Source organism: Rhodococcus (subgen. Prescottella) equi (assembly GCF_003013675.1).
In the GTDB taxonomy this organism is placed as follows: domain Bacteria; phylum Actinomycetota; class Actinomycetes; order Mycobacteriales; family Mycobacteriaceae; genus Prescottella; species Prescottella equi.
Map to the genome: position 1 here is coordinate 2,753,530 of NZ_CP027793.1, position 19,192 is coordinate 2,772,721.

The following is a 19,192-nucleotide window of genomic DNA, read 5'->3' on the forward strand; positions in this document are numbered from 1 at the left end:
GCACACCACAGAGGGAGACACGATGACCACGACCGCCCGGCCGGCCACGCAGTCACCGGCGCGGCACACAGCCGACAGCCACGACCTGATCCGCGTCCACGGAGCGCGGGAGAACAACCTCAAGAACGTCAGCGTGGAGCTGCCGAAGCGTCGGCTGACCGTGTTCACCGGAGTGTCCGGCTCGGGTAAGAGCTCCCTGGTCTTCGCCACGATCGCCGCCGAATCGCAGCGGATGATCAACGAGACGTACAGCGCCTTCGTCCAGGGCTTCATGCCGACCCTGGCGAGGCCGGACGTCGACGTCCTCGAGGGCCTGACCACAGCGATCATCGTCGATCAGGAACGGATGGGCGCCAACCCGCGCTCCACCGTCGGCACCGCAACCGACGCCAACGCGATGCTGCGCATCCTGTTCAGCCGTCTCGGGCAACCGCACATCGGCTCGCAGCAGGCGTTCTCGTTCAACGTCGCATCGATCAGCGGCGCCGGGGCGGTCACCGTCGAGAAGTCCGGGCGCACCGTCAAGGAGCGGCGCAGCTTCTCGATCACCGGCGGCATGTGCCCGCGGTGCGAGGGCATGGGCAAGGTCTCGGACTTCGACCTCACCGCGCTGTACGACGACAGCAAGTCCCTCGAAGAGGGGGCGCTGACCATCCCCGGCTACAGCATGGACGGCTGGTACGGACGGATCTTCCGCGGCTGCGGCTTCTTCGACCCCGACAAGCCGATCGCCAAGTTCACCAAGAAGCAGTTGAACGACCTGCTGTACAAGGAACCCACCAAGGTCAAGGTCGACGGGGTCAACGTCACGTACGAGGGCCTGATCCCGAAGATCCAGAAGTCGTTCCTGTCCAAGGACCGGGAGGCGATGCAGCCCCACATCCGGGCATTCGTGGACCGCGCGATCACCTTCCAGACCTGCCCCGACTGCGAGGGCACCCGCCTGAGCGCGGAGGCACGGTCCTCCAAGATCGCCGGGCTCAGCATCGCCGACGTCTGCGCCATGCAGATCAGCGACCTCGCCGAGTGGGTCCGTGGCCTCGACGAGCCGTCGATGGCCCCACTGCTGAAATCGCTGGGGGAGACACTCGACTCGTTCGTCGAGATCGGGCTCGGCTACCTCAGCCTCGACCGACCCGCCGGCACACTGTCCGGCGGAGAAGCGCAGCGCACCAAGCTGATCCGACATCTCGGCTCGTCACTCACGGACGTCACCTACGTGTTCGACGAACCCACCATCGGCCTGCACCCACACGACATCGCGCGGATGAACGACCTGCTGCTGCAGTTGCGCGACAAGGGCAACACAGTCCTGGTCGTCGAGCACAAGCCGGAGGCCATCGCGATCGCCGACCACGTCGTGGACCTCGGGCCGCGCGCCGGGACCGAGGGCGGTGAAATCGTGTTCGAAGGTTCCGTCGACGAACTGCGCACGTCCGGCACCCTCACCGGCAAACACCTCGACGACCGCGCGTCGGTCAAGACCTCGGTCCGGACGGCGTCGGGCGCCCTCGAGGTGCGAGGCGCCGACACCCACAACCTCAGGGACGTCGACGTCGACATTCCGCTCGGGGTGCTCACCGTGGTCACCGGCGTCGCCGGATCCGGAAAGAGCTCGCTCATCGGCGGCTCGGTGGTGGGCCGGGACGGTGTGGTCTCGATCGATCAGGGCGCGATCAAAGGCTCACGCCGCAGCAACCCGGCGACGTACACGGGCCTGCTCGAGCCGATCCGCAAGGCATTCGCGAAGGCCAACGGTGTCAAGCCGGGTCTGTTCAGTGCCAACTCCGAGGGCGCCTGCCCCAACTGCAACGGCGCCGGCGTCGTGTACTCGGACCTGGCGATGATGGCCGGTGTGTCCACGCCGTGCGAGGTGTGCGAGGGCAAGCGGTTCCAGGCCGAAGTGCTCGACTACAAGTTCGGCGGCAAGGACATCAACGAGGTCCTCACCATGTCGGTGGCCCAGGCCGAGGAATTCTTCGGCGCCGGGGACGCGAAACTACCTGCCGCCCACAAGATCCTGGCACGTCTGGTGGACGTCGGGCTCGGCTACATCAAGATCGGTCAGCCGCTCACCACACTGTCCGGCGGCGAGCGCCAACGCCTCAAGCTCGCGACACACATGGGGGAGAAGGGCGACGTCTACATCCTCGACGAGCCGACGACCGGTCTGCATCTCGCCGACGTCGAGAATCTGCTCGGCCTGCTGGACCGGCTCGTCGACTCCGGTAAGACGGTCATCGTCATCGAACATCACCAGGCTGTCATGGCCCACGCCGACTGGATCATCGATCTGGGTCCCGGCGCCGGCCACGACGGCGGCCGCATCGTCTTCGAGGGCACGCCCGCGGACCTCATCGCGGACCGTTCGACCCTCACCGGCAAGCATCTCGCGGAGTACGTCGGTAGTTGAGCATCCACGTCCTACCCATCAATACGTCACTGTGACGTATTGATGGGTAGCTACCGGGACGGCAGGAGAGCGCCCAGCGGACGGGGTCGACCACCGGAGGGCCCGCCGATGCGCCGCGAACTCGACTCGGACGGCGCAGACGTGGCATGGCAATGGACGGCGGGGTCGAATCAGCCGTCCCGAAGGATCGGCGGATCTCGACAGCCGGGCAGCATTGGCTACCCGGTGCGGCCACTCGGTGACGATGCCGGCTGCGCACGGCGCGTGCCTGCGATCCGCCCGGGCGTGCGTGCCGGACACCTGCAGCGCGCAGCCGACCACACGGCGGCGCGGTTCGGTCTCGCAGTTGCCATCAGGTCGATCCGGCTGCGCAGGCAGAATCGTGAAGTCCGGCGGGCTCATCCGCGATATTCATGCCGCGTTATCCCAGCTTCCCGTTTCGCCGATAATCCACATTATGTCAAGTAATCGAGATTCGGGGCTCCCCACGGAAGCCGGGTGGATCCTGATCGGCAGCCAGTGTGGGCCAGCTTGCGCACGCAGCGTCGGCCCACACACGCGGTCCGACGGACCCCGCGCGATCCTGGCCTCCCGCGTGCACAACTGCGCGGGCGGGACGTCAACCTGCGCGCGGCGGCCCACCCACCGCGGTTCGGTACCACTCACAGGCGGCCCCGACGCCGGACGGCCACCGACGCTCATGGCCCGATATCGTGCATCCGAGTCGGCGGCGTCGCCCAGACGCCTGCGCTCTGCGACGACACCCGGTGAGAACGCGCCCGCGCACAAGCACGACATCGCGTACGCAATCCGCGCAGCGCATCCGCACCGGTCGCTGTACTGTGTCATGAGATCCGACCACGCTGCCCCGCCGGTTCCGGCGGACACCTCCACCACCGTCATGGATAATGACGAATATCCATGTCCGCGAGAAGGTTTCGCGATCCCCGACGTTCTGCGCCGGCTCACCCCGAGCGACCCGGATATCCACCGTCCCGCTGGGCTGCGTCGCCGTGATGACGCCGCATCCCGCTGCCTGCACGAACCCGCCCAAGCCCGGGCGGCCGCCGCCGATCCAGAAGTCGGCAGTGCACGTCCGCGGCCGAGTCCTCGGTCACTCCCCTCCCCGCTCGGCGCATACCCGGGGCGCCCCATGCCTCTCGTCAGGCGCGGTCGACGAGTTGCTCGTGGCCGGCGGTTCGCGCGCAGTTCGCACAGCAGAAGATGCGGCTCTCGTCCTCCACGCCGTGCCCGAGGATCCGGCAGCCGCAGTGGGCGCACACCGGCGCCATCGCGTGGGCGGCGCATTCGAAACTGTCGAACACTCCACGCCGGTCCCCCATCACCACCGTGAAGGTCTTGTCATAGTCGTTGCCGCACGTCTCACATTTCGCCATCACACGCCTCCACCCGGGCCGCGCCCGACTGGCACCGTGCCGCCGGGGGCCCTGCACTTGGCGGGCTACCCGCAACCACCGCGCTCCATGCATCGGCGACACCGGCCGAGAACGACGGAACCCCCGCCGCGATGAGTCTGCGGCGGGGGTTCCGGAAGTAGATGGTCAGGCACACGTCGGGGGGTGCGCCTGACCTCCTTCAAAATATCCATACCGTGCGGTCAGGAAAAGGCGCAATGGGGTGAAATCGAGGGTGAAGCCTGTCCGTCCCGCGATCCGTCGTGCGCGAATTGTTCGCCGGGAAGCGAAGTTACGTCGTCCCCCGGCGCCGCCGCTCGTTGTCGTAGCCTGCCGATAAGCTTGTTCGGACGCGAGCCCGCCCCGGCTCCGCGCACGACGCAGCCGCGGAAGGACATTGGAGCAGGCCCACGTGAGCGACGATCGACGACTACTCGAGGCCTGGTTCGCCGAATTCCTGCTGCATCGCAGCACGGCGAAGCCGTCCCCGCACACCCTCAAGGCGTACCGCCAGGATTTCGCGGCGATCAGCGGGTTCCTCTCCGAACAGACCGGGGTGCCCGTATCCGCGTTGTCCGTGGAAGCGATCACCAAACCCTCCATGCAGCAGGCGTTCGCTTCGTTCGCCGCCACGCACGAGGTCGCGTCGATCCGCCGCTGCTGGTCCACTTGGAACACGCTGTGCGACTACCTGTTCTCGATCGACACGATCGTGGCCAACCCGATGTCTGCGGTGCTGCGCCCGAAAGCGCCCAAACGCATCCCCAAGGCGTTGCCGGCGGACGCGGTCACGCGGCTCATCCAGACCTTGCAGGAAGACGACACCGACGGGGTCCGGCCGTGGGGCGAGCGGGACTTCGCCATCATCCTCACGGCTCTGCTGACGGGAATGCGGTCGTCGGAGCTGATCGCGGTCGATCTCGGCGACGTGCGCAGCGCTCCTGATCCGGGCGGTGGCTCGGCGCGCGTCATCCGGGTGCGAGGCAAGGGCAGCAAAGAGCGAGTGGCAACCGCGGAGCCCGCCCTGGTGGCGACGCTCACCGGCTATCTGGAGTCGCGCATCGCGCGGTTCCCGGAGACCACGAAGCGCCGCGTGCCCTCGGGCGCCACGCCGTGGCAGCATTTCCGTTCCACCGATCCCCTGTTCGTCGGTGCGGACGGGACCCGGATCACGCGGGGCACACTGCAATACCGGGTACTGCGCGCCTACCGCAGGGCAGGGATCAACGGTGAGCGCGCCAAGGGTGCGCTGACGCACCAGTTCCGCCACACGTTCGCCACCAACATGGCCGACGAGAACGTCAGCATCTTCACGCTCATGCGGATGCTCGGGCACGAGTCCATGAACACGACGCAGGTGTACACCGAGGGGGCGGGTACCGGCGTGCGCGAGGCCGCCGCCCGCAATCCCCTGTACCGGTTCCTCGATGGGGCCTGACCGTTTGTTTTCACCGATTTCAGCTGTTCCGCCCTCATCGGGTGCCTTTCCCTGAGACACTCGGACCGATCGTCCGGTCGCGGTATCCGCTACGCACGAGACGACCCGGAGCGGACAGGGCGTCCCGTTGAACGGGACCACGCCGCCGTGTCGGCCATCCGCTGCTCAGGCCCGCTACCAGGCAGTTTCCCCGTTTCCCCAGGTCCGCTGTGTTGCGCCGGTCACCCATCGGTCCCACTCAGTGCACATCACTCCGATGCCCCCTCAGTGACGCGCCACACTCTGTGACCAACGGAACAGGACCAGCCCACCCACGGCCGCCGGAATCCGTGTAAACGCGACGATCTCGCGGATTTTCGAATTCACGCAGCACAGCCCGGCATTCGGGCGAGTCAAGAGTCTGGACAACTACTTCAGTGACAGCTACTGCAGATACCCGCGGTCCGTCCGCGGTCCCCGCCGCCACGGGCCGTGGGCGGTACAACCGGCAGCGACCGGCTTGGGTGATCATCACCGTCCTCGTGTTGGTCGAGATCATCAGCGCATTCGAGACGTCGATGGTGTACGCCGCCATCCCGACGTTCATCCGGGAGTTCCACAGCGACGCGGCCACGGTCGGCTGGGCCGTCACGGCGTTCCTCCTCGTCGCAGCCGCCTCGGCAGCGGTCTGCGGCCGCCTCGGCGACATGTACGGACGTGAGCGCGTCCTGGTCGTGCTCCTCGGCGCCGCCGCGATCGGCTCGTTCATCAGCGCGATCGGTGACAGCATCGGCAGCATCATCGTCGGCCGCGCCATCCAGGGCGTGGCGGGTGCGATCCTGCCGCTGTGCATCGGGCTCGCCCGCGAACACCTGCCGGCGAAGAAGGTTCCCGTCGCGATCGCGATCATCTCGGGTTCCGCGGTCGCGGCCGGATCGGCGTCCCTGCTCGTAGCCGGCGTCATGCTCGACCACGCCAGCTGGCACATGATCTTCGTCGTCGCCGCCGTGTACGCGGTGCTGGCGCTGCTCCTGGTGCTGTTCGTCCTGCCGTGGCGTCCGCCGACGGGCACCACGCAGAAGGTGGACTACCTCGGCACGATCGCGTTCGCGCCGGCCATCGCGGCGGTGCTGCTCGGTATCAACAAGTCCGGCGCGTGGGGTTGGACCGACATCAAGACCCTGGGTCTGATCATCGGTGGTCTCGTCGTCCTGGCGCTGTGGGTGCTGTGGGAGCTGCGGGTGACGGATCCGATCGTCAACGTGCGCCTGTTCACCGACCGCAAGGTCGCCCTGACGATGGTCGCGACCATGGCGATCGCGGTGGGCCCGATGGGTATCAGCACCATGATCATCCCGATGATCCTGCAGTCACCCACCACGGCGCCGTTCGGTCTCGGTATCTCGGCCACGAACGCCGGCTGGCTGTCGTTCATCGGCTCGATGTTCGGTTTCGTCTGCACCCCGCTCAGCGGACGCATCTCGCGGGCCGTGGGAGCTCGGGCCTCGATGCTGCTCGGCACGGCACTGTTCACGCTCGGCAGCGCGATGCTCATCGTCTTCCACGACTCGGTGGTCGGCATGGTGGCGATGATCATCACGGTCTCGGTCGCCACGGCGTTCGCCTACACGGCGCTGCCGAACCTGATCGTCGAAGCCGTCCCGGAGAGCAACACCAGCGAGGCGACCGGAACCAACTCGGTGTTGCGCACCGGTGGTCAGGGCATCGGCACCTCGATCGCGACGATGCTGCTGGCGTCGTCCGCGACTGCGGCCGGGGGCGTGGCGCCGACTGTCAGCGGCCTCAACACGGTGGCGACGATGATGGTCGTCCTGGGCCTGGTGACGTTCGGCTTCACCTTCCTGATCCGCCGCGGCAGCGTCTTCAAGGACGCATGACGCACGGGCTGTGACATTCCGCGATGGGCGGTGGGTTCTCCCACCGCCCATCGTCGTATCCGGAGGTCCGCCGAGTTGGCAGGACGATGGACCGGGTGGCGGCTACGGTGACAAGAGACAGCACGTTTCGACGAGCTTCGAGGAGCGTGGGATGAGCAACCCCTCGGCACGACCCGAACGGCACCGAGTCGTCGTCATCGGATCCGGTTTCGGCGGCCTGTTCGCCACGCAGGCGCTCAAACGCGCGGACGTGGACATCACCCTGGTCGCCAGAACCACCCATCATCTGTTCCAGCCCCTGCTGTACCAGGTGGCCACCGGCATCCTGTCGGTCGGCGACATCGCGCCGGCGACCCGGATGGTGTTGCGGAAGCAGAAGAACGTCGAGGTACTGCTCGGCGACGTGGAGTCGATCGACCTCGCTGCAGGCAAGGTCACCTCCCGCCTGCTCGAACGCGAAACCGTCACCGAGTTCGATTCGCTCATCGTGGCGGCGGGCGCCGGGCAGTCGTACTTCGGCAACGACCATTTCGCCGAGTTCGCACCGGGTATGAAGACGATCGACGACGCGCTGGAGTTGCGCGGCCGCATCCTCGGCGCCTTCGAGCAGGCCGAGCTGTCCGACGATCCGGAGGAACGGCGTCGCCTGCTCACGTTCGTCGTGGTCGGTGCGGGGCCCACGGGCGTCGAGATGGCCGGCCAGATCGCCGAACTCGCGAACCGCACGCTGGCCGGAGCGTTCCGGCGGATCGATCCGCGTGACGCCCGGGTGATCCTCGTCGACGGCGCGCCGGCCGTGCTCCCCGTGTACGGCGGCAAGCTCAGCCGCAAGGCCGCCGAGCGACTCGAGAAGCTCGGCGTGGAGATCCAGCTGAACGCGATGGTGACCAACGTCGACGTGAACGGGTTGGTCGTCAAGGACAAGGACGGCAACGAGACGCGGATCGAGGCCCAGTGCAAGGTGTGGTCGGCCGGCGTGCAGGCCAGTCCGCTGGGCCGACAGCTGGGCGAGCAGACGGGCGCGGAGGTCGATCGGGCCGGTCGCGTCCACGTCAATCCGGACCTGACGCTGCCGGGCTACCCGAACGTGTTCGTGATCGGCGACATGATGTCCCTCGACAAGCTGCCCGGCCTCGCCCAGGTCGCGATGCAGGGTGGCAAGTACGCGGCCAAGGAGATCCGGGCGGGGCTCGACGGAGCGCAACCGCAGGATCGACAGCCGTTCAAGTACTTCGACAAGGGGTCGATGGCGACGATCTCGCGGCACAGCGCCGTCGCCAAGGTCGGCAAGCTCGAGATCAGTGGCTTCATCGGCTGGATCATGTGGCTCGTGATCCATCTGATGTACCTGATCGGTTTCCGGAGTCGCTTGTCGACGGTGATCTCGTGGACGGTGAGTTTCCTCGGGCGCGGCCGCGCCCAGATGGCCTCGACCGAGCAGCAGGTGTTCGCGCGCAACGCGATCGACGTCCTGCAGGAGCAGAATCGAACGCGTCACGCGACCGAATCACGCGAAGCGGGCTGAATCCGCTCGGGTCACTTGCCGCCGAGCGCCGACGTCTCGGTGATGTTCTGCAGGCGCACCTGGCCGCGCGCGACGAGACGGTCCTGCTCGTCGGTGACGGTGACGGCCCACAGCTGCTGGGTCCGACCGCGGTGCACGGGGTTCGCCTCGGCGTAGAGCGTGCCCTCGCGTGACGCGCGCAGGAAGTCGGTGTTGTTGTTGACACCGACGACGTGGCCCTTGTCGCCGAGCCAGAGGCTGGCGGCGATGCTGGCGACGGATTCGATCACCGCGCAGTGGACGCCGCCGTGCATGATGCCCCACGGCTGGTACAGCGCCGGGGTCACCTTCCACTGGGCGCGGACGCGGTCCGCGGTCAGTTCGGTGAATTCGAGCCCGAGCGCCTCGCCGAAGCCCTTGTTCAGGAAGGCGTTCACCTCGGCGGGGTCGGATCCGTCGCTCAACCCCAGTGCCCGCTCTGCATCGCTCGCCATGACCTGCTCCATCGCTTCACACGGACGGCCCGGATACGGGCCGTCGACCGAATATGTACCTCGTCATAGTGATCCACCCGTGTCGACGCCGCACGCGCGACCCACCGGAGTCGGTGGCGAGCCCCGGTCGGGGGCCTGCCCGCGGACAAAAAAATTCGGCGGGTTCCGCGCGTTGTGCGCGGAACCCGCCGAGGAAGGGACCGGGAGTCACTGCAGCCCTCAGGACTCCGGCACGGTCCAGCGTTTCGATGTCTCGATTATAGGAAAGGCTGCCCTAATCTCGCAACCCGTTCAGCAGGCCATCGCCAGGGCCGTGCGGGTGCGCACCGGAATGCCCGCGGCCTCGAACGCGTCCAGCAGACCCTGACCGCGGCGTACCGCCACCGCATTCGACATTCCCGTCGCCAACGGGATCCGCGTCACCGCACTCAGCACTGCATCCGCCACCAGCATCGCGAAGCGCGACGTGTCGACCGGAGCGCACAGCTCGAGCGCGCGGCGCACCGCGGTGAGTGAGGTAAGGCATCGATGCGCGGTCCAGACGTGGAGCGCACGCTCGCACGGGAGCGTCACGACTCCCCGCGTGTGCGCCAGCTCGTCGTCGGGAAGCACCCGCAGCGTGGTGTCGACGACAGCGGCCCAGTCGATGCCGTTGTCGCTGTCCATGTGGACCCACAGGTTGTCGACTCCGGGATCCCACGCCCTCCCCTCGGTCACGACCAGAGCGGCGACGCGTCCGACGATCGCGTGCACCAGCGCAGCGGCCACCTGAAGGGCGGCGGCATCGGGCGAATGCAGATCCTCCAGCACGCGCGCGAACATGCGGTCCACGCGATGCGCCGGCTGATGGTCGGAGCCGGCGACGCAGGACGCGATCGGCCACCAGCGCCGCTTGCCTTGATGGGCCATGGTCGCGACGGCGTACACGCGGGGGTAGTCGGGAGAGATCTCCCGTAGGCGGCAACACGAGGCGTCGAGCGCTGTCGTCTCCGAACTGAACTGGATATGCGCAGTCGCGGCCATCGTGCCTCCATCGAGAGTTCGAGTTGATCAACAGAAGCGTAGGCTACCCTTACCTATGATGCGACCGAGGGGTCCACATGTGCCGCACAGCGGATACCGCCCTCGCGCGTTCGGTTAGGCTTCCGTAACCTGACGCTCGATAGCGTTACCTCTCATAGGAGCACCCTGCACGTGTCGACGACCCGCCTCCCGGACGTGACCTCGGATGCGTCGAAGCACCGTGTGCCGAGCGCATACGGCAAGGAAGTGATTCCGGAAGGCCCGGCGCCCCGGTCCCGTCGACTGCTGGCCGACCTGCTCGATCTCGGCGTCGTGGCCATCCCGATCGTCATCGGTTGGTACCTCGTCGACTCCCTCGGCGACGCGAAGGGCGGCGGCCAGGCCGACCGGGTCGTGTTCGGAGGCGCCGCACTGCTGATCGCGGTGGCCCTGCTGGTGTGGAATCGCGGCTTCCGGGAAGGCAATGCCGGCACCACCGTCGGCAAGGGCTGGTGCAGCCTCGTCACCCGGGACGCCGCGACTGGTGCTCCGATCGGAGTGCGGCGCGCGCTGCACCGACGGCCATGGCGCTCGTCCGGCACGGAGGTGGTCCACGAGGCGACCGCCCGCGCCGACGGGTTCACGCCGGTCGTGCCGGACTCCTCGCTCGCGGCGGTCCGCCGCCGCAGACTCCTCGGCCTGGCAGTACTCGCCGCCCTGCTGGTGCTCGTGTTGTTCGCGAGTGTCGCCGTCGGCGCGCGGCCACTGTCGTTCGCCGAGGTGTTCCACGCGCTGTTCTCGTCCACCGACAGCGAGACCGACATCATCGTCCACACGTTGCGGATTCCGCGGACGCTGCTCGGGCTCGTCGTCGGCATCGCCCTCGGAGTCGCGGGTGCCCTGATCCAGGGACATACCCGCAACCCGCTCGCCGACGCCGGTCTGCTCGGCCTCAACGCCGGTGCGGCCTTCCTCGTCGTCATCGCGATCTACGCATTCGGCCTCACCGCGCCGAGCCAGTACCTGTGGTTCGCTTTCGCGGGATCGGCGCTCGCCTCGATCACCGTGTTCGGGCTGTCGTCGATCGGCAACGGCAAAGCCAGTCCGCTGAGCCTGGCGCTCGCCGGTGCCGCCGTCGCGTTCTTCCTCCAGGCCATGACCAACGCCGTCGTCATCCTCGATCAGACCACGCTCGACGGCTACCGCTTCTGGGTCGTGGGCTCGGTCGCGGGCCGCGGCTTCGACATCTTCTGGCAGGTGCTGCCGTTCCTGATCGTCGGCCTGGTGATCGCGATCGCGAGCACGCCCAGCCTCAACGTGATCAGCCTCGGCGAGGACGTCGCCCGGTCGCTCGGCACCAACATCGCAATGTCCCGCACGATCGGCATCGTCGCGATCACGTTGCTGACCGGCGCGGCGACCGCGGCCTGCGGTCCGATCGCGTTCATCGGCCTGGTCGTCCCGCACGTGGCCCGGGCCATCACCGGTCCCGACTACCGCTGGCTGGTGCCGTACGCCGGACTGCTCGGCGGCTTGATGCTGGTGATGTCCGATGTCATCGGCCGCGTCGTGGTCCGTCCCGGCGAACTGCAGGTCGGCATCGTGCTGGCCGTGGTCGGCGCCCCGTTCTTCATCGCGCTCGTGCGGCGCAGGAAGCTGGCCAGCCTGTGAGCGTCCTGAATTCTCTGCCCCAATCCGCGGCCGGCGACAGCGCCAAGGTGCCGTCCCGCCCGGCGCTGCGCATCGGTCCCCTGTCCCTGGTACTGCGACCGTTCATGATCGTCGTGAACGTGGCCCTGCTGGTGCTGCTCTTCCTGCTCGTGTGCATCGGCATCGGCCGCGGCGACTTCCCGCTGTCGATCGCGGAGGTCACCAACGTCCTCTTCGGCGGCGGCTCCAAGGTGCAGCGGTTCATCGTCATGGATCTGCGCCTCCCGCGAGCGTTGGTCGCGGTCCTGATCGGCATCGCGCTCGGCATCTCCGGAGCCATCACCCAGTCGATCGCCCGCAACGCGCTCGCGAGCCCCGACATCCTGGGCATCACTTCGGGCGCCAGCGCGGCGGCGGTCGCGCTGATCGTGCTCGGCGGCGGGGGCTCGTTCGTGGGTCTGCTCGCGACACTCGGCATCCCGCTGGCGGCACTGGCCGGTGGCCTGCTGACCGCCGCGGTGATCTACCTGCTGGCATGGCGGAACGGTGTCGAGGGTTACCGCCTGATCCTGATCGGTATCGGGATCAACGCCATGCTCATCGCCGTCACCGGGTGGCTGCTCATCTCCGCCGACATCAACGACGTCTCCCGCGCCAAGGTCTGGCTCAACGGGTCCATCAACGGCGCCGGGTGGGGCCAGGTGTGGCCGGTGGCGATCGCACTCGCGATCATCGGCGGCTGGGCGATCATCGCGACGTTCACCCTCGGAGCACTGCGCCTCGGCGACGACAACGCCCGCTCGCTCGGCGTCCGGCAGCAGTCCGCACAGGCGAAGCTGCTACTCGCGTCGGTGATCCTCGCGGCCGTGGCCACCGCTGCCGCCGGCCCGGTCGGTTTCGTCGCGCTCGCCGCCCCGCAGGTCGCGATGCGCCTGGTCCGCTCCCCCGGCCCGCCGATCATCGCGTCGGCGCTCACCGGCGCGGTGCTCGTCGTCGGCAGCGACATCATCGCCCGCACGATCCTGCCCGTCGAACTGCCCGTCGGCATCGTGACGTCGGCGCTCGGCGGCCCGTTCCTCCTGTATCTGCTCGTCCGCAACAACCGGAAGGTCTCGGCATGACCACCACGGCTCACCCCGCTCCCGCGCCGCGCCTCGTCGCCGAGAACCTCACCCTCGGCTACGGCGACCGGGTGATCGTCGAGGGACTCGACGTCGAGATCCCCAGCGGCGTCATCACGACCGTCATCGGCCCCAACGGCTGCGGCAAGTCGACGATGCTCCGCGCGCTCGGCCGCCTCCTCAAGCCGCGCTCGGGCACGGTCCTGCTCGACGGCAAGGCCATCACGACCATGCGCACCAAGGACGTGGCCCGCACGCTCGGCATGCTGCCGCAGGCCCCCGTCGCCCCCGAGGGGCTCACCGTCGCCGACCTCGTCGCCCGGGGCCGGCACCCGCACCAGTCGTGGATCCGGCAGTGGTCGTCCGACGACGAAACCGAGGTCGCGCACGCGCTGGCCCTCACCGGCGTCGCCGACCTCGCGGACCGTCCCGTCGACCAGCTGTCCGGCGGCCAGCGCCAGCGGGCCTGGATCTCGATGGCGCTCGCGCAGGGCACCGACATCCTGCTGCTCGACGAGCCCACCACCTACCTCGATCTGTCGCACTCGGTGGAGGTACTCGACCTGGTCGACCGGATGCACGAGGAGATGGGCCGCACCGTGATCATGGTGCTCCACGATCTCAACCTCGCCGTCCGCTACAGCGATCATCTGATCGTCATGTCCGAAGGCCGGATCGTCGCGTCCGGCAAGCCGCAGGACGTCATCTCCGCCGAACTCCTCGCGGACGTCTTCGGGCTCGAGGCCACCGTCATCGACGACCCGGTCTCGGATCGTCCGCTGATCGTCCCGATCGGTACCCGGCACGTGTACGGCGCGGTGGGCGGCCCGCACCGCGAACGGTGAGTCTCGTCAGGGCGTGACGATCGCGAAATCCGGATCCGGGGCGTCGAGGTAGCCGATCAGCTCGGTGAGCTTCGCGGCGTCGCCCTCGACCCCGATCCGGCCCGCGCCGACCATGCCGGCAACGTCGCTGCCCCCGACGACGGCGGCGATCAGGTCCGGGCGGGACAGCGACAGGCGGACGTCGGGCTCGGACGCTTCACCGTCGAGGTCGTAGTGCACGAGCAACCCGTTCCGGAGGTGGGTGCGGTGGTCGATGCCCTCGTCGGTGATCCGCCAGTCGATGGTGATGTCGGCGGCCCATGCGCGGGGCCCGTCGATGCGCAGCGCGATCGCGTCGAAGACCTGCTCCACCGACAGGGCCGCTGCGATGTCCGGGGCGTCCGTCCGTGTGGGCGTGCCCACCGGCCCGTTGCGCAGCTCGTAGGCGCCCATGAGGAAGAAGTTCCGCCACGTCCCGTTCTCCGAGCCGAAGCCCAACTGTTCCAGGGTGTCCGCCTGCAGCGTCCGCGCCTCGGCATGATCCGGCTGGGCGAAGATCACGTAGTTGAGGACCTGCGCGACCCAGCGGAAGTCGCCCTCCGCGTACGACTTCCGGGCCTTCGCCACCACCTCGTCGGCGCCGCCCATGAACTCGACGTGCCGGCTCGCCGCATCGACGGGAGGATGCTCCCACAGGGTGGCCGGGTTGCCGTCGAACCAGCCCATGTAGCGCTGGTAGACGGCCTTGACGTTGTGGCTGACCGACCCGTAGTAGCCGTGCGTGTGCCACGCCCGCGCCACCGCCGGTGGCAGCTCCAAGTTCTCGGCAATCTCGATACCGGTTGCGCCCTGGTTGAGGGCCCGCAGCGTCTGATCGTGCAGATACCCGTACAGGTCGCGTTGCAGCGACAGGAACTCGGTGAGCCGCTCGGTACCCCACGTCGGCCAGTGGTGCGACGCGAACAGCACGTCCGAGTGCGCCGCGTACCGGTTGATCGACTCGGTGAGGTACTTCGACCACACGTGCGGGTCACGCACGAGTGCGCCGCGCAACGTGAGCAGGTTGTGCAGCGTGTGGGTGGCGTTCTCCGCCATGCACAGTGCCCGGCGGTCCGGGAAGTAGAAGTTCATCTCCGACGGCGCCTCGGTGCCGGGCGTCATCTGGAACTCGATGCGGACCCCGTCGATGGTGGCGGTCTGTCCCGTGTGGTCGATGTCCACGGTCGGAGTGAGGAGGGTCGGTGTCCCGGTGGAGGTGGTGGGGCCCAGACCCGCGCCGACGGCGCCGAGCGGTCCGCGCGGTAGAGCGGCCCCGTACATGTAGGCCGCCCGCCGCCCCATCGCCGTGCCCGCGTAGACGTTCTCGGCCACCGCGTGCTCGACGAACCCGACCGGGGCCAGGATCGGGCACCGGCCCGCCGCGACGTCCTCGGCGGTGGTGACGCCCTTGACGCCGCCGAAGTGGTCGATGTGCGAATGCGAGAAGATCACCCCCACCACGGCACGGTCGCCGCGGTGCGAGCGGTACAGGGCCAGACCCGCGGCCGCGGTCTCCTCGGAGATCAGCGGATCGATCACGATCACCCCGGTGTCGCCCTCCACCAGCGTCATGTTCGACAGGTCCAGGCCCCGGACCTGATAGATCCCGTCGGTGACCTCGTACAGGCCCTGCATCGCGCAGAGCCGGGACTGACGCCACAGACTCGGATGAACCGTCTCGGGGCAGTCCTCGTCGAGGAAGGCGAACGAGCCACTGTCCCAGACCACCGCACCGTCGGCGTTCTTCACGACTCCCGGCTCCAGCGCGGCAACGAAGCCGCGCTGCGCGTCGGCGAAGTCCTGGTCCTCGTCGAACGGCATCACCTTCAGCGACTCCGCGTGCCGGGCCTGCACGGTCGCCGTGGCCTGTCCCTGATCGGTCATGAGTTCCCTTCCGCCGCACCGCTGTATCCGAACGCAGTCGCAGCGTGACATCTCGGGCGCGGTCGACGCCTCACCCGGCACGGGTGAACAGGCGCAGTCCGACGCTCGGCAGCCCGTCTCACAACCTGACGTGTCGGATCCCGACCGCCGCCCGGCGCAACTGAAAGCGCACCGGATGCAGGCGAGGGCGTTCGAGCTGCAGATTCAGCCTGTCGCCCAGGTGCTCCACGATCTCGTCGACGGTTCGGGTGTCGGTGTCGACGTGCTCTGCGAATCGGTCGGCGGCGAGTGCGGTCACACACCGGTCTATCTGCTGCATGGCCCAGGTTTCGTCTCGGCCGACGGCGCGCCCGAGCCAGTGCCCGCCGCGCGTCCGGAGCCGACGCCGGAGCGTTTCGGGCGATGCGACGAGCGTGAAGTGCCGCACGTCCACCTCTTCTGCCGCCAGGCCGGTCGTGATCTCGTCGAAGTAGTCGGAGTTCACCAACGTCATCGGCACGATCACCGGACCGGCGTCCGCGGCCACCGCGTCGGCGAGGGTGGCAATGACCGCCGACCGCCACTGGGCTCGGTCCTGGAAGTCGTCCCGCGCGGCCGCCGGCAGCATCTTGTGAATCGCGAATCCGATGAGTTCGGGATCGGCCACGTGCGAGCCCGGGATCCGACGGTGCAACTCGAACGCGGTTTGCGTCTTACCCGCACCGAAGGCGCCGTTGATCCACACCAGCATGGGCCGAGCGTAGCGGTGGACGTTCGGGGAGCCACCCACCGAGACGACCGCCGCAGAACCGCGTATGCGATGGGCCTCCTGAGATCAGTCGACCGGTGACGTCGCTGCTGCGGCGACGATGCGGGCGAGGTCGCCGGGCCGGCTCCACATGGGCCAATGCCCGGTCGGGAGGTCGACGACATCGACGTGGTCGAGTTTCGACACCTCGGCGAACATGGGGTGGCCCGCGTCGGCCCACTCCAGCACCTGCGCGCTCGGGATCGAGCAGCACACCAGGGTGGTCGGGACAGCGAGACGCGCATCGTTGGTGAGCGTCACTTGTCGGCGCAGCACTGGGCCCGGTTCCGGAACGGCCCTGTCGCGAAAGCGCTCGAGTGCCTCGGCGCTCAGGCCCTCGAGGCTGGCCTGCCGACCGAGCTCCTCGAACGGCGGCAGTGGGAACTCGGTCAGGTCTTCGGGCGTATCCGGGGCGAAGACACTGCCGTCGGCGACGGGGCCGCTGTCGACCCACACCACTCGGCGGACGAGTTCAGGATGCCGATCGAGGACGAGACTCACCGGCGCGTTGGCTCCGCTGTGCGCCACGATGACCACCGGCCGGGCCGTGGAGGCCGAAACCTGGGTCAGAATCCGTTCGATCGCGGCAACCTGGTCGTCGAGCGTCCTGGATGCACGGTCGGGGTCCTGTCCGTCGAGCCCGGGAAGCGTCATCGGGAGGGCGCGCCACCCATCGGCAGTGAGGTGTTTAAGCACCTCGTCCCACGCCCAGGCGCCCAGCCAGTGGCCGCCGATCAGAATGAGGGTCGGGTTACTCGCGTTTGTCGTCACACGACGATGCTCTCAGGCCTGCTGGACAACGGTATGTCACCATTTTGGCATGATTTTTCGTCGGGCTGAGCAGTGAAGAGGGCCGAGCGGCTCCACGCCCTGTCCGAGATGCTGCGCCGCAGCGGACCACGGGGATGCACCGCCGAACGACTCGCCACCGAGTTCGGTGTGTCCGTGCGGACGGTCAAGAGAGACCTCGCCGCGCTCGAGAACAGTGGCGCGCTGCTCTGGTCACGCCCGGGCCCCGGCGGCGGCTACGGGCTGGTTGCCCGAAGCACCCTGCCACCGGTGAGCCTGTCCCCCGCGCAGGCGGTGGCGCTGCTGACGGCGGTCTCCGCCGCACCCGATGCCCCCTACGCCGATCTCGCCGCGGCCGGCGTCCGAAAGATCATGGACGTACTCGATCCGCGGACCCGGGCGAAGGCCGACGAGCTCGCCGGTCGCATCTGGGTCGACGCCCCTCCCACGCCGCGCACGATCAAGTCGGCGCTGGAGGAAGCGATGTCCGAGCAGCATGTGGTGCGCATCCGCTACACCTCCCGCGACGGCGACACGACCACCCGGGACGTCGAACCGGTGATGTTCGCGGCCAGGAACGGGCAGTGGTACCTGATCGGGTGGTGCCGACTGCGCAGTGAGATGCGGTGGTTCCTCGTGCCCCGGATCGAGCACGCCACTGCGACCCGCATCCCGTGCAGCGGCCACGGCATCGACGAGATCGGCACGCCTCCCCCGACAGCCCGCCCCGTGAACGGCCACGGCGAGTGAGGCGCTCGATCGGCGTCTGCGACCGGCCCGCCGGACGGTCGGTCAACCCGGCGGCTGCACGATCCGTACGGTGCGCGGCACCGACCCGACGGCGAACCCGCAGCGGCGCGCGGCGGCCGCGAACGGTTCCGGGGCGTCGTCCACAGCCCAGCTTTCCCCCGCGCCCGCGTCGTCGAACAGTGCGGCCGCGTTCGCGGCCGTGCCGGTGGTGAACCGGGTCTGGTAGCGCAGGCCGTCGCACGATCGCGCGAGCGCGACAGCCCACTGCTGCGGGATCGTGTACGGAGTGACGGTGCACAATTCGCGGGTGAGTCCGTAGTCCGCGGCCGCCTCGGCGCAGGTGTCGGCCAGGGTCCGGCGGGCGGGGATGCGCAGGCGGGACAGCACCCGCTCGTCGGCGAACTCGCGGGAGATGATGCCGGCGGTCGCGAGCACCTCGCCGACCGTCTCCCGGATCGCGGTGCGCTCGTCGAACGCGACGTAGCAGGTGCCGCGCGGTTCGACGAGATCGAAGCGGCCTCGCCCCGACGACGCGAACCACCACGGACCGTTGCCGGCCTTGTGTCCGCGCCACAGCTGCCGGCGGCTGGTCAACGACCAGGTGGGGAATCCTGTGAGGGAACGGTTTTCGGGCGAGCCGAGCGCGATTACCTCACGGGTCATGCAGCCCACCGCTGCGCGTCGGCGCGGGCGACGGCCCGGACCGGGTCGATCGGCCCGCCCCCGGTGAGCCAGTCGGCCGCGGACCGGCCGTCCAACCCGTCCTGCGGGGTGCACAGCCACAGCGCGGCCGTCCATGGGTCCGCGGCGGCGCGCAGGATGCGCCACACCTCGACGAGTGCCGGGTGCACGGCGCCGCCATCGGTGAACTGCCAGGTCGGGTACACCCATTGGCCGTCGTCCAATCGGCACGCGATGACCGCGTTGGTCGCGACCTTCTTGCTGACCGCCTGCCGACTCACCCGCCACCACCGGGTCAGTCCCGCGGTGTCGTAGAAGGGACCCACGATCTGGTCGTACACGTGACTGGTGGGCAACGCCGCGGACATGGCGTCGGCGATCGCCTCGACATCGGCGAACGTCTCGGCGGGGACTCCGGCCTCGGCGGCCGCGGCGAACGTGTCGTGTACCCGCTGCTTCAACAGCGCCATCAACTCGTGCTCCTGCTCGATCAGCGATGCCCGTGTCGTCATGGCCCAGCCCTC

16 protein-coding genes are annotated in these 19,192 nt (G+C 68.6%); 8 read left to right on the forward strand and 8 right to left on the reverse strand.

Annotation, left to right across the window (positions count from 1 at the left end; all coding sequences use genetic code 11):
- Positions 1-22 precede the first annotated feature (22 nt).
- Entirely contained in the window at positions 23-2,413 is a 2,391-nt protein-coding gene (locus C7H75_RS12910) for an ATP-binding cassette domain-containing protein (protein ID WP_106851428.1), read from the forward strand.
- A gap of 1,163 nt (positions 2,414-3,576) precedes the next feature.
- Here the strand turns inward: C7H75_RS12910 and C7H75_RS12915 are convergent.
- Positions 3,577-3,810 (reverse strand): metallothionein, encoded by a 234-nt coding sequence (locus C7H75_RS12915; protein ID WP_013416081.1) that lies wholly within the window; start codon positions 3,808-3,810, stop codon positions 3,577-3,579.
- A gap of 430 nt (positions 3,811-4,240) precedes the next feature.
- Here C7H75_RS12915 and C7H75_RS12920 point away from each other — a divergent pair, with 430 nt between their 5' ends.
- The 3 genes from C7H75_RS12920 (at position 4,241) to C7H75_RS12930 (ending at position 8,668) form a co-directional block, all read left to right on the forward strand.
- Positions 4,241-5,266: a tyrosine-type recombinase/integrase gene (locus tag C7H75_RS12920; RefSeq protein ID WP_233281758.1), complete on the forward strand. Its 1,026-nt coding sequence runs from the start codon at positions 4,241-4,243 to the stop codon at positions 5,264-5,266.
- A 503-nt stretch (positions 5,267-5,769) separates the two neighbouring features.
- Positions 5,770-7,143, forward strand: coding sequence for an MFS transporter (locus C7H75_RS12925; RefSeq protein ID WP_005513132.1), 1,374 nt, complete (start codon positions 5,770-5,772; stop codon positions 7,141-7,143).
- A 151-nt stretch (positions 7,144-7,294) separates the two neighbouring features.
- Positions 7,295-8,668, forward strand: coding sequence for an NAD(P)/FAD-dependent oxidoreductase (locus C7H75_RS12930; RefSeq protein WP_081184900.1), 1,374 nt, complete (start codon positions 7,295-7,297; stop codon positions 8,666-8,668).
- 11 nt (positions 8,669-8,679) lie between these two features.
- Here the strand turns inward: C7H75_RS12930 and C7H75_RS12935 are convergent, their stop codons facing one another.
- Both C7H75_RS12935 and C7H75_RS12940 read right to left on the reverse strand, forming a co-directional pair.
- Positions 8,680-9,141: a PaaI family thioesterase gene (locus C7H75_RS12935; RefSeq protein WP_013416083.1), complete on the reverse strand. Its 462-nt coding sequence runs from the start codon at positions 9,139-9,141 to the stop codon at positions 8,680-8,682.
- A gap of 291 nt (positions 9,142-9,432) precedes the next feature.
- Positions 9,433-10,164 carry a hypothetical protein gene (locus tag C7H75_RS12940; protein ID WP_064078736.1) on the reverse strand — a complete coding sequence of 244 codons (732 nt, stop codon included), beginning with the start codon at positions 10,162-10,164 and terminating at the stop codon, positions 9,433-9,435.
- 171 nt (positions 10,165-10,335) lie between these two features.
- Between C7H75_RS12940 and C7H75_RS12945 the strand changes: the two genes are divergently transcribed.
- The 3 genes from C7H75_RS12945 to C7H75_RS12955 all read left to right on the forward strand — a co-directional run bounded on the left by C7H75_RS12945 (position 10,336) and on the right by C7H75_RS12955 (position 13,759).
- Positions 10,336-11,814, forward strand: a complete 1,479-nt coding sequence (locus C7H75_RS12945; RefSeq protein WP_081184902.1) for a FecCD family ABC transporter permease — start codon at positions 10,336-10,338, stop codon at positions 11,812-11,814.
- A gap of 104 nt (positions 11,815-11,918) precedes the next feature.
- Entirely contained in the window at positions 11,919-12,914 is a 996-nt protein-coding gene (locus C7H75_RS12950) for a FecCD family ABC transporter permease (RefSeq protein WP_226347398.1), read from the forward strand.
- The gene (locus C7H75_RS12955; RefSeq protein WP_013416087.1) at positions 12,911-13,759 is read left to right on the forward strand and encodes an ABC transporter ATP-binding protein; all 849 of its coding nucleotides are present in this window, start codon (positions 12,911-12,913) and stop codon (positions 13,757-13,759) included. Before C7H75_RS12950 ends, C7H75_RS12955 begins: the two co-directional genes overlap by 4 nt.
- Before the next feature lie 6 nt (positions 13,760-13,765).
- Here the strand turns inward: C7H75_RS12955 and C7H75_RS12960 are convergent, their stop codons facing one another.
- From C7H75_RS12960 to C7H75_RS12970, 3 genes are all read right to left on the reverse strand, one after another.
- Entirely contained in the window at positions 13,766-15,661 is a 1,896-nt protein-coding gene (locus C7H75_RS12960; RefSeq protein ID WP_069854830.1) for an alkyl/aryl-sulfatase, read from the reverse strand.
- Between the two features lie 118 nt (positions 15,662-15,779).
- A complete protein-coding gene (locus tag C7H75_RS12965) occupies positions 15,780-16,391 on the reverse strand; it encodes an AAA family ATPase (RefSeq protein WP_106851430.1) in 612 nt (203 codons plus the stop codon).
- An 84-nt stretch (positions 16,392-16,475) separates the two neighbouring features.
- A complete protein-coding gene (locus tag C7H75_RS12970; protein WP_106851431.1) occupies positions 16,476-17,219 on the reverse strand; it encodes an alpha/beta fold hydrolase in 744 nt (247 codons plus the stop codon).
- Between the two features lie 72 nt (positions 17,220-17,291).
- On the opposite strand from C7H75_RS12970, the gene C7H75_RS12975 reads away from it, so the two are divergent.
- Complete coding sequence (locus C7H75_RS12975) at positions 17,292-17,987, forward strand: helix-turn-helix transcriptional regulator (protein WP_081187622.1); 696 nt, start codon at positions 17,292-17,294, stop codon at positions 17,985-17,987.
- Between the two features lie 42 nt (positions 17,988-18,029).
- On the opposite strand, the gene C7H75_RS12980 is transcribed toward C7H75_RS12975, so the two are convergent.
- Both C7H75_RS12980 and C7H75_RS12985 read right to left on the reverse strand, forming a co-directional pair.
- The gene (locus tag C7H75_RS12980; protein ID WP_106851432.1) at positions 18,030-18,650 is read right to left on the reverse strand and encodes an RES family NAD+ phosphorylase; all 621 of its coding nucleotides are present in this window, start codon (positions 18,648-18,650) and stop codon (positions 18,030-18,032) included.
- Positions 18,647-19,180: a hypothetical protein gene (locus tag C7H75_RS12985; protein WP_064058886.1), complete on the reverse strand. Its 534-nt coding sequence runs from the start codon at positions 19,178-19,180 to the stop codon at positions 18,647-18,649. The genes C7H75_RS12980 and C7H75_RS12985 overlap by 4 nt, the downstream gene beginning before the upstream one ends.
- Positions 19,181-19,192: the final 12 nt, after the last annotated feature.

What these genes read in the sequence shown, in the direction of transcription:
- C7H75_RS12910 (WP_106851428.1), top strand. Translation starts at nt 23, where the DNA reads ATGACCACGACCGCCCGGCCGGCCACGCAGTCACCGGCGCGGCACACA.
- C7H75_RS12980 (WP_106851432.1), bottom strand. Translation starts at nt 18,650, where the DNA reads ATGACCCGTGAGGTAATCGCGCTCGGCTCGCCCGAAAACCGTTCCCTC.
- C7H75_RS12935 (WP_013416083.1), bottom strand. Translation starts at nt 9,141, where the DNA reads ATGGCGAGCGATGCAGAGCGGGCACTGGGGTTGAGCGACGGATCCGAC.
- C7H75_RS12915 (WP_013416081.1), bottom strand. Translation starts at nt 3,810, where the DNA reads ATGGCGAAATGTGAGACGTGCGGCAACGACTATGACAAGACCTTCACG.
- C7H75_RS12950 (WP_226347398.1), top strand. Translation starts at nt 11,919, where the DNA reads ATGATCGTCGTGAACGTGGCCCTGCTGGTGCTGCTCTTCCTGCTCGTG.
- C7H75_RS12965 (WP_106851430.1), bottom strand. Translation starts at nt 16,391, where the DNA reads ATGCTGGTGTGGATCAACGGCGCCTTCGGTGCGGGTAAGACGCAAACC.
- C7H75_RS12985 (WP_064058886.1), bottom strand. Translation starts at nt 19,180, where the DNA reads ATGACGACACGGGCATCGCTGATCGAGCAGGAGCACGAGTTGATGGCG.
- C7H75_RS12930 (WP_081184900.1), top strand. Translation starts at nt 7,295, where the DNA reads ATGAGCAACCCCTCGGCACGACCCGAACGGCACCGAGTCGTCGTCATC.
- C7H75_RS12955 (WP_013416087.1), top strand. Translation starts at nt 12,911, where the DNA reads ATGACCACCACGGCTCACCCCGCTCCCGCGCCGCGCCTCGTCGCCGAG.
- C7H75_RS12960 (WP_069854830.1), bottom strand. Translation starts at nt 15,661, where the DNA reads ATGACCGATCAGGGACAGGCCACGGCGACCGTGCAGGCCCGGCACGCG.
- C7H75_RS12940 (WP_064078736.1), bottom strand. Translation starts at nt 10,164, where the DNA reads ATGGCCGCGACTGCGCATATCCAGTTCAGTTCGGAGACGACAGCGCTC.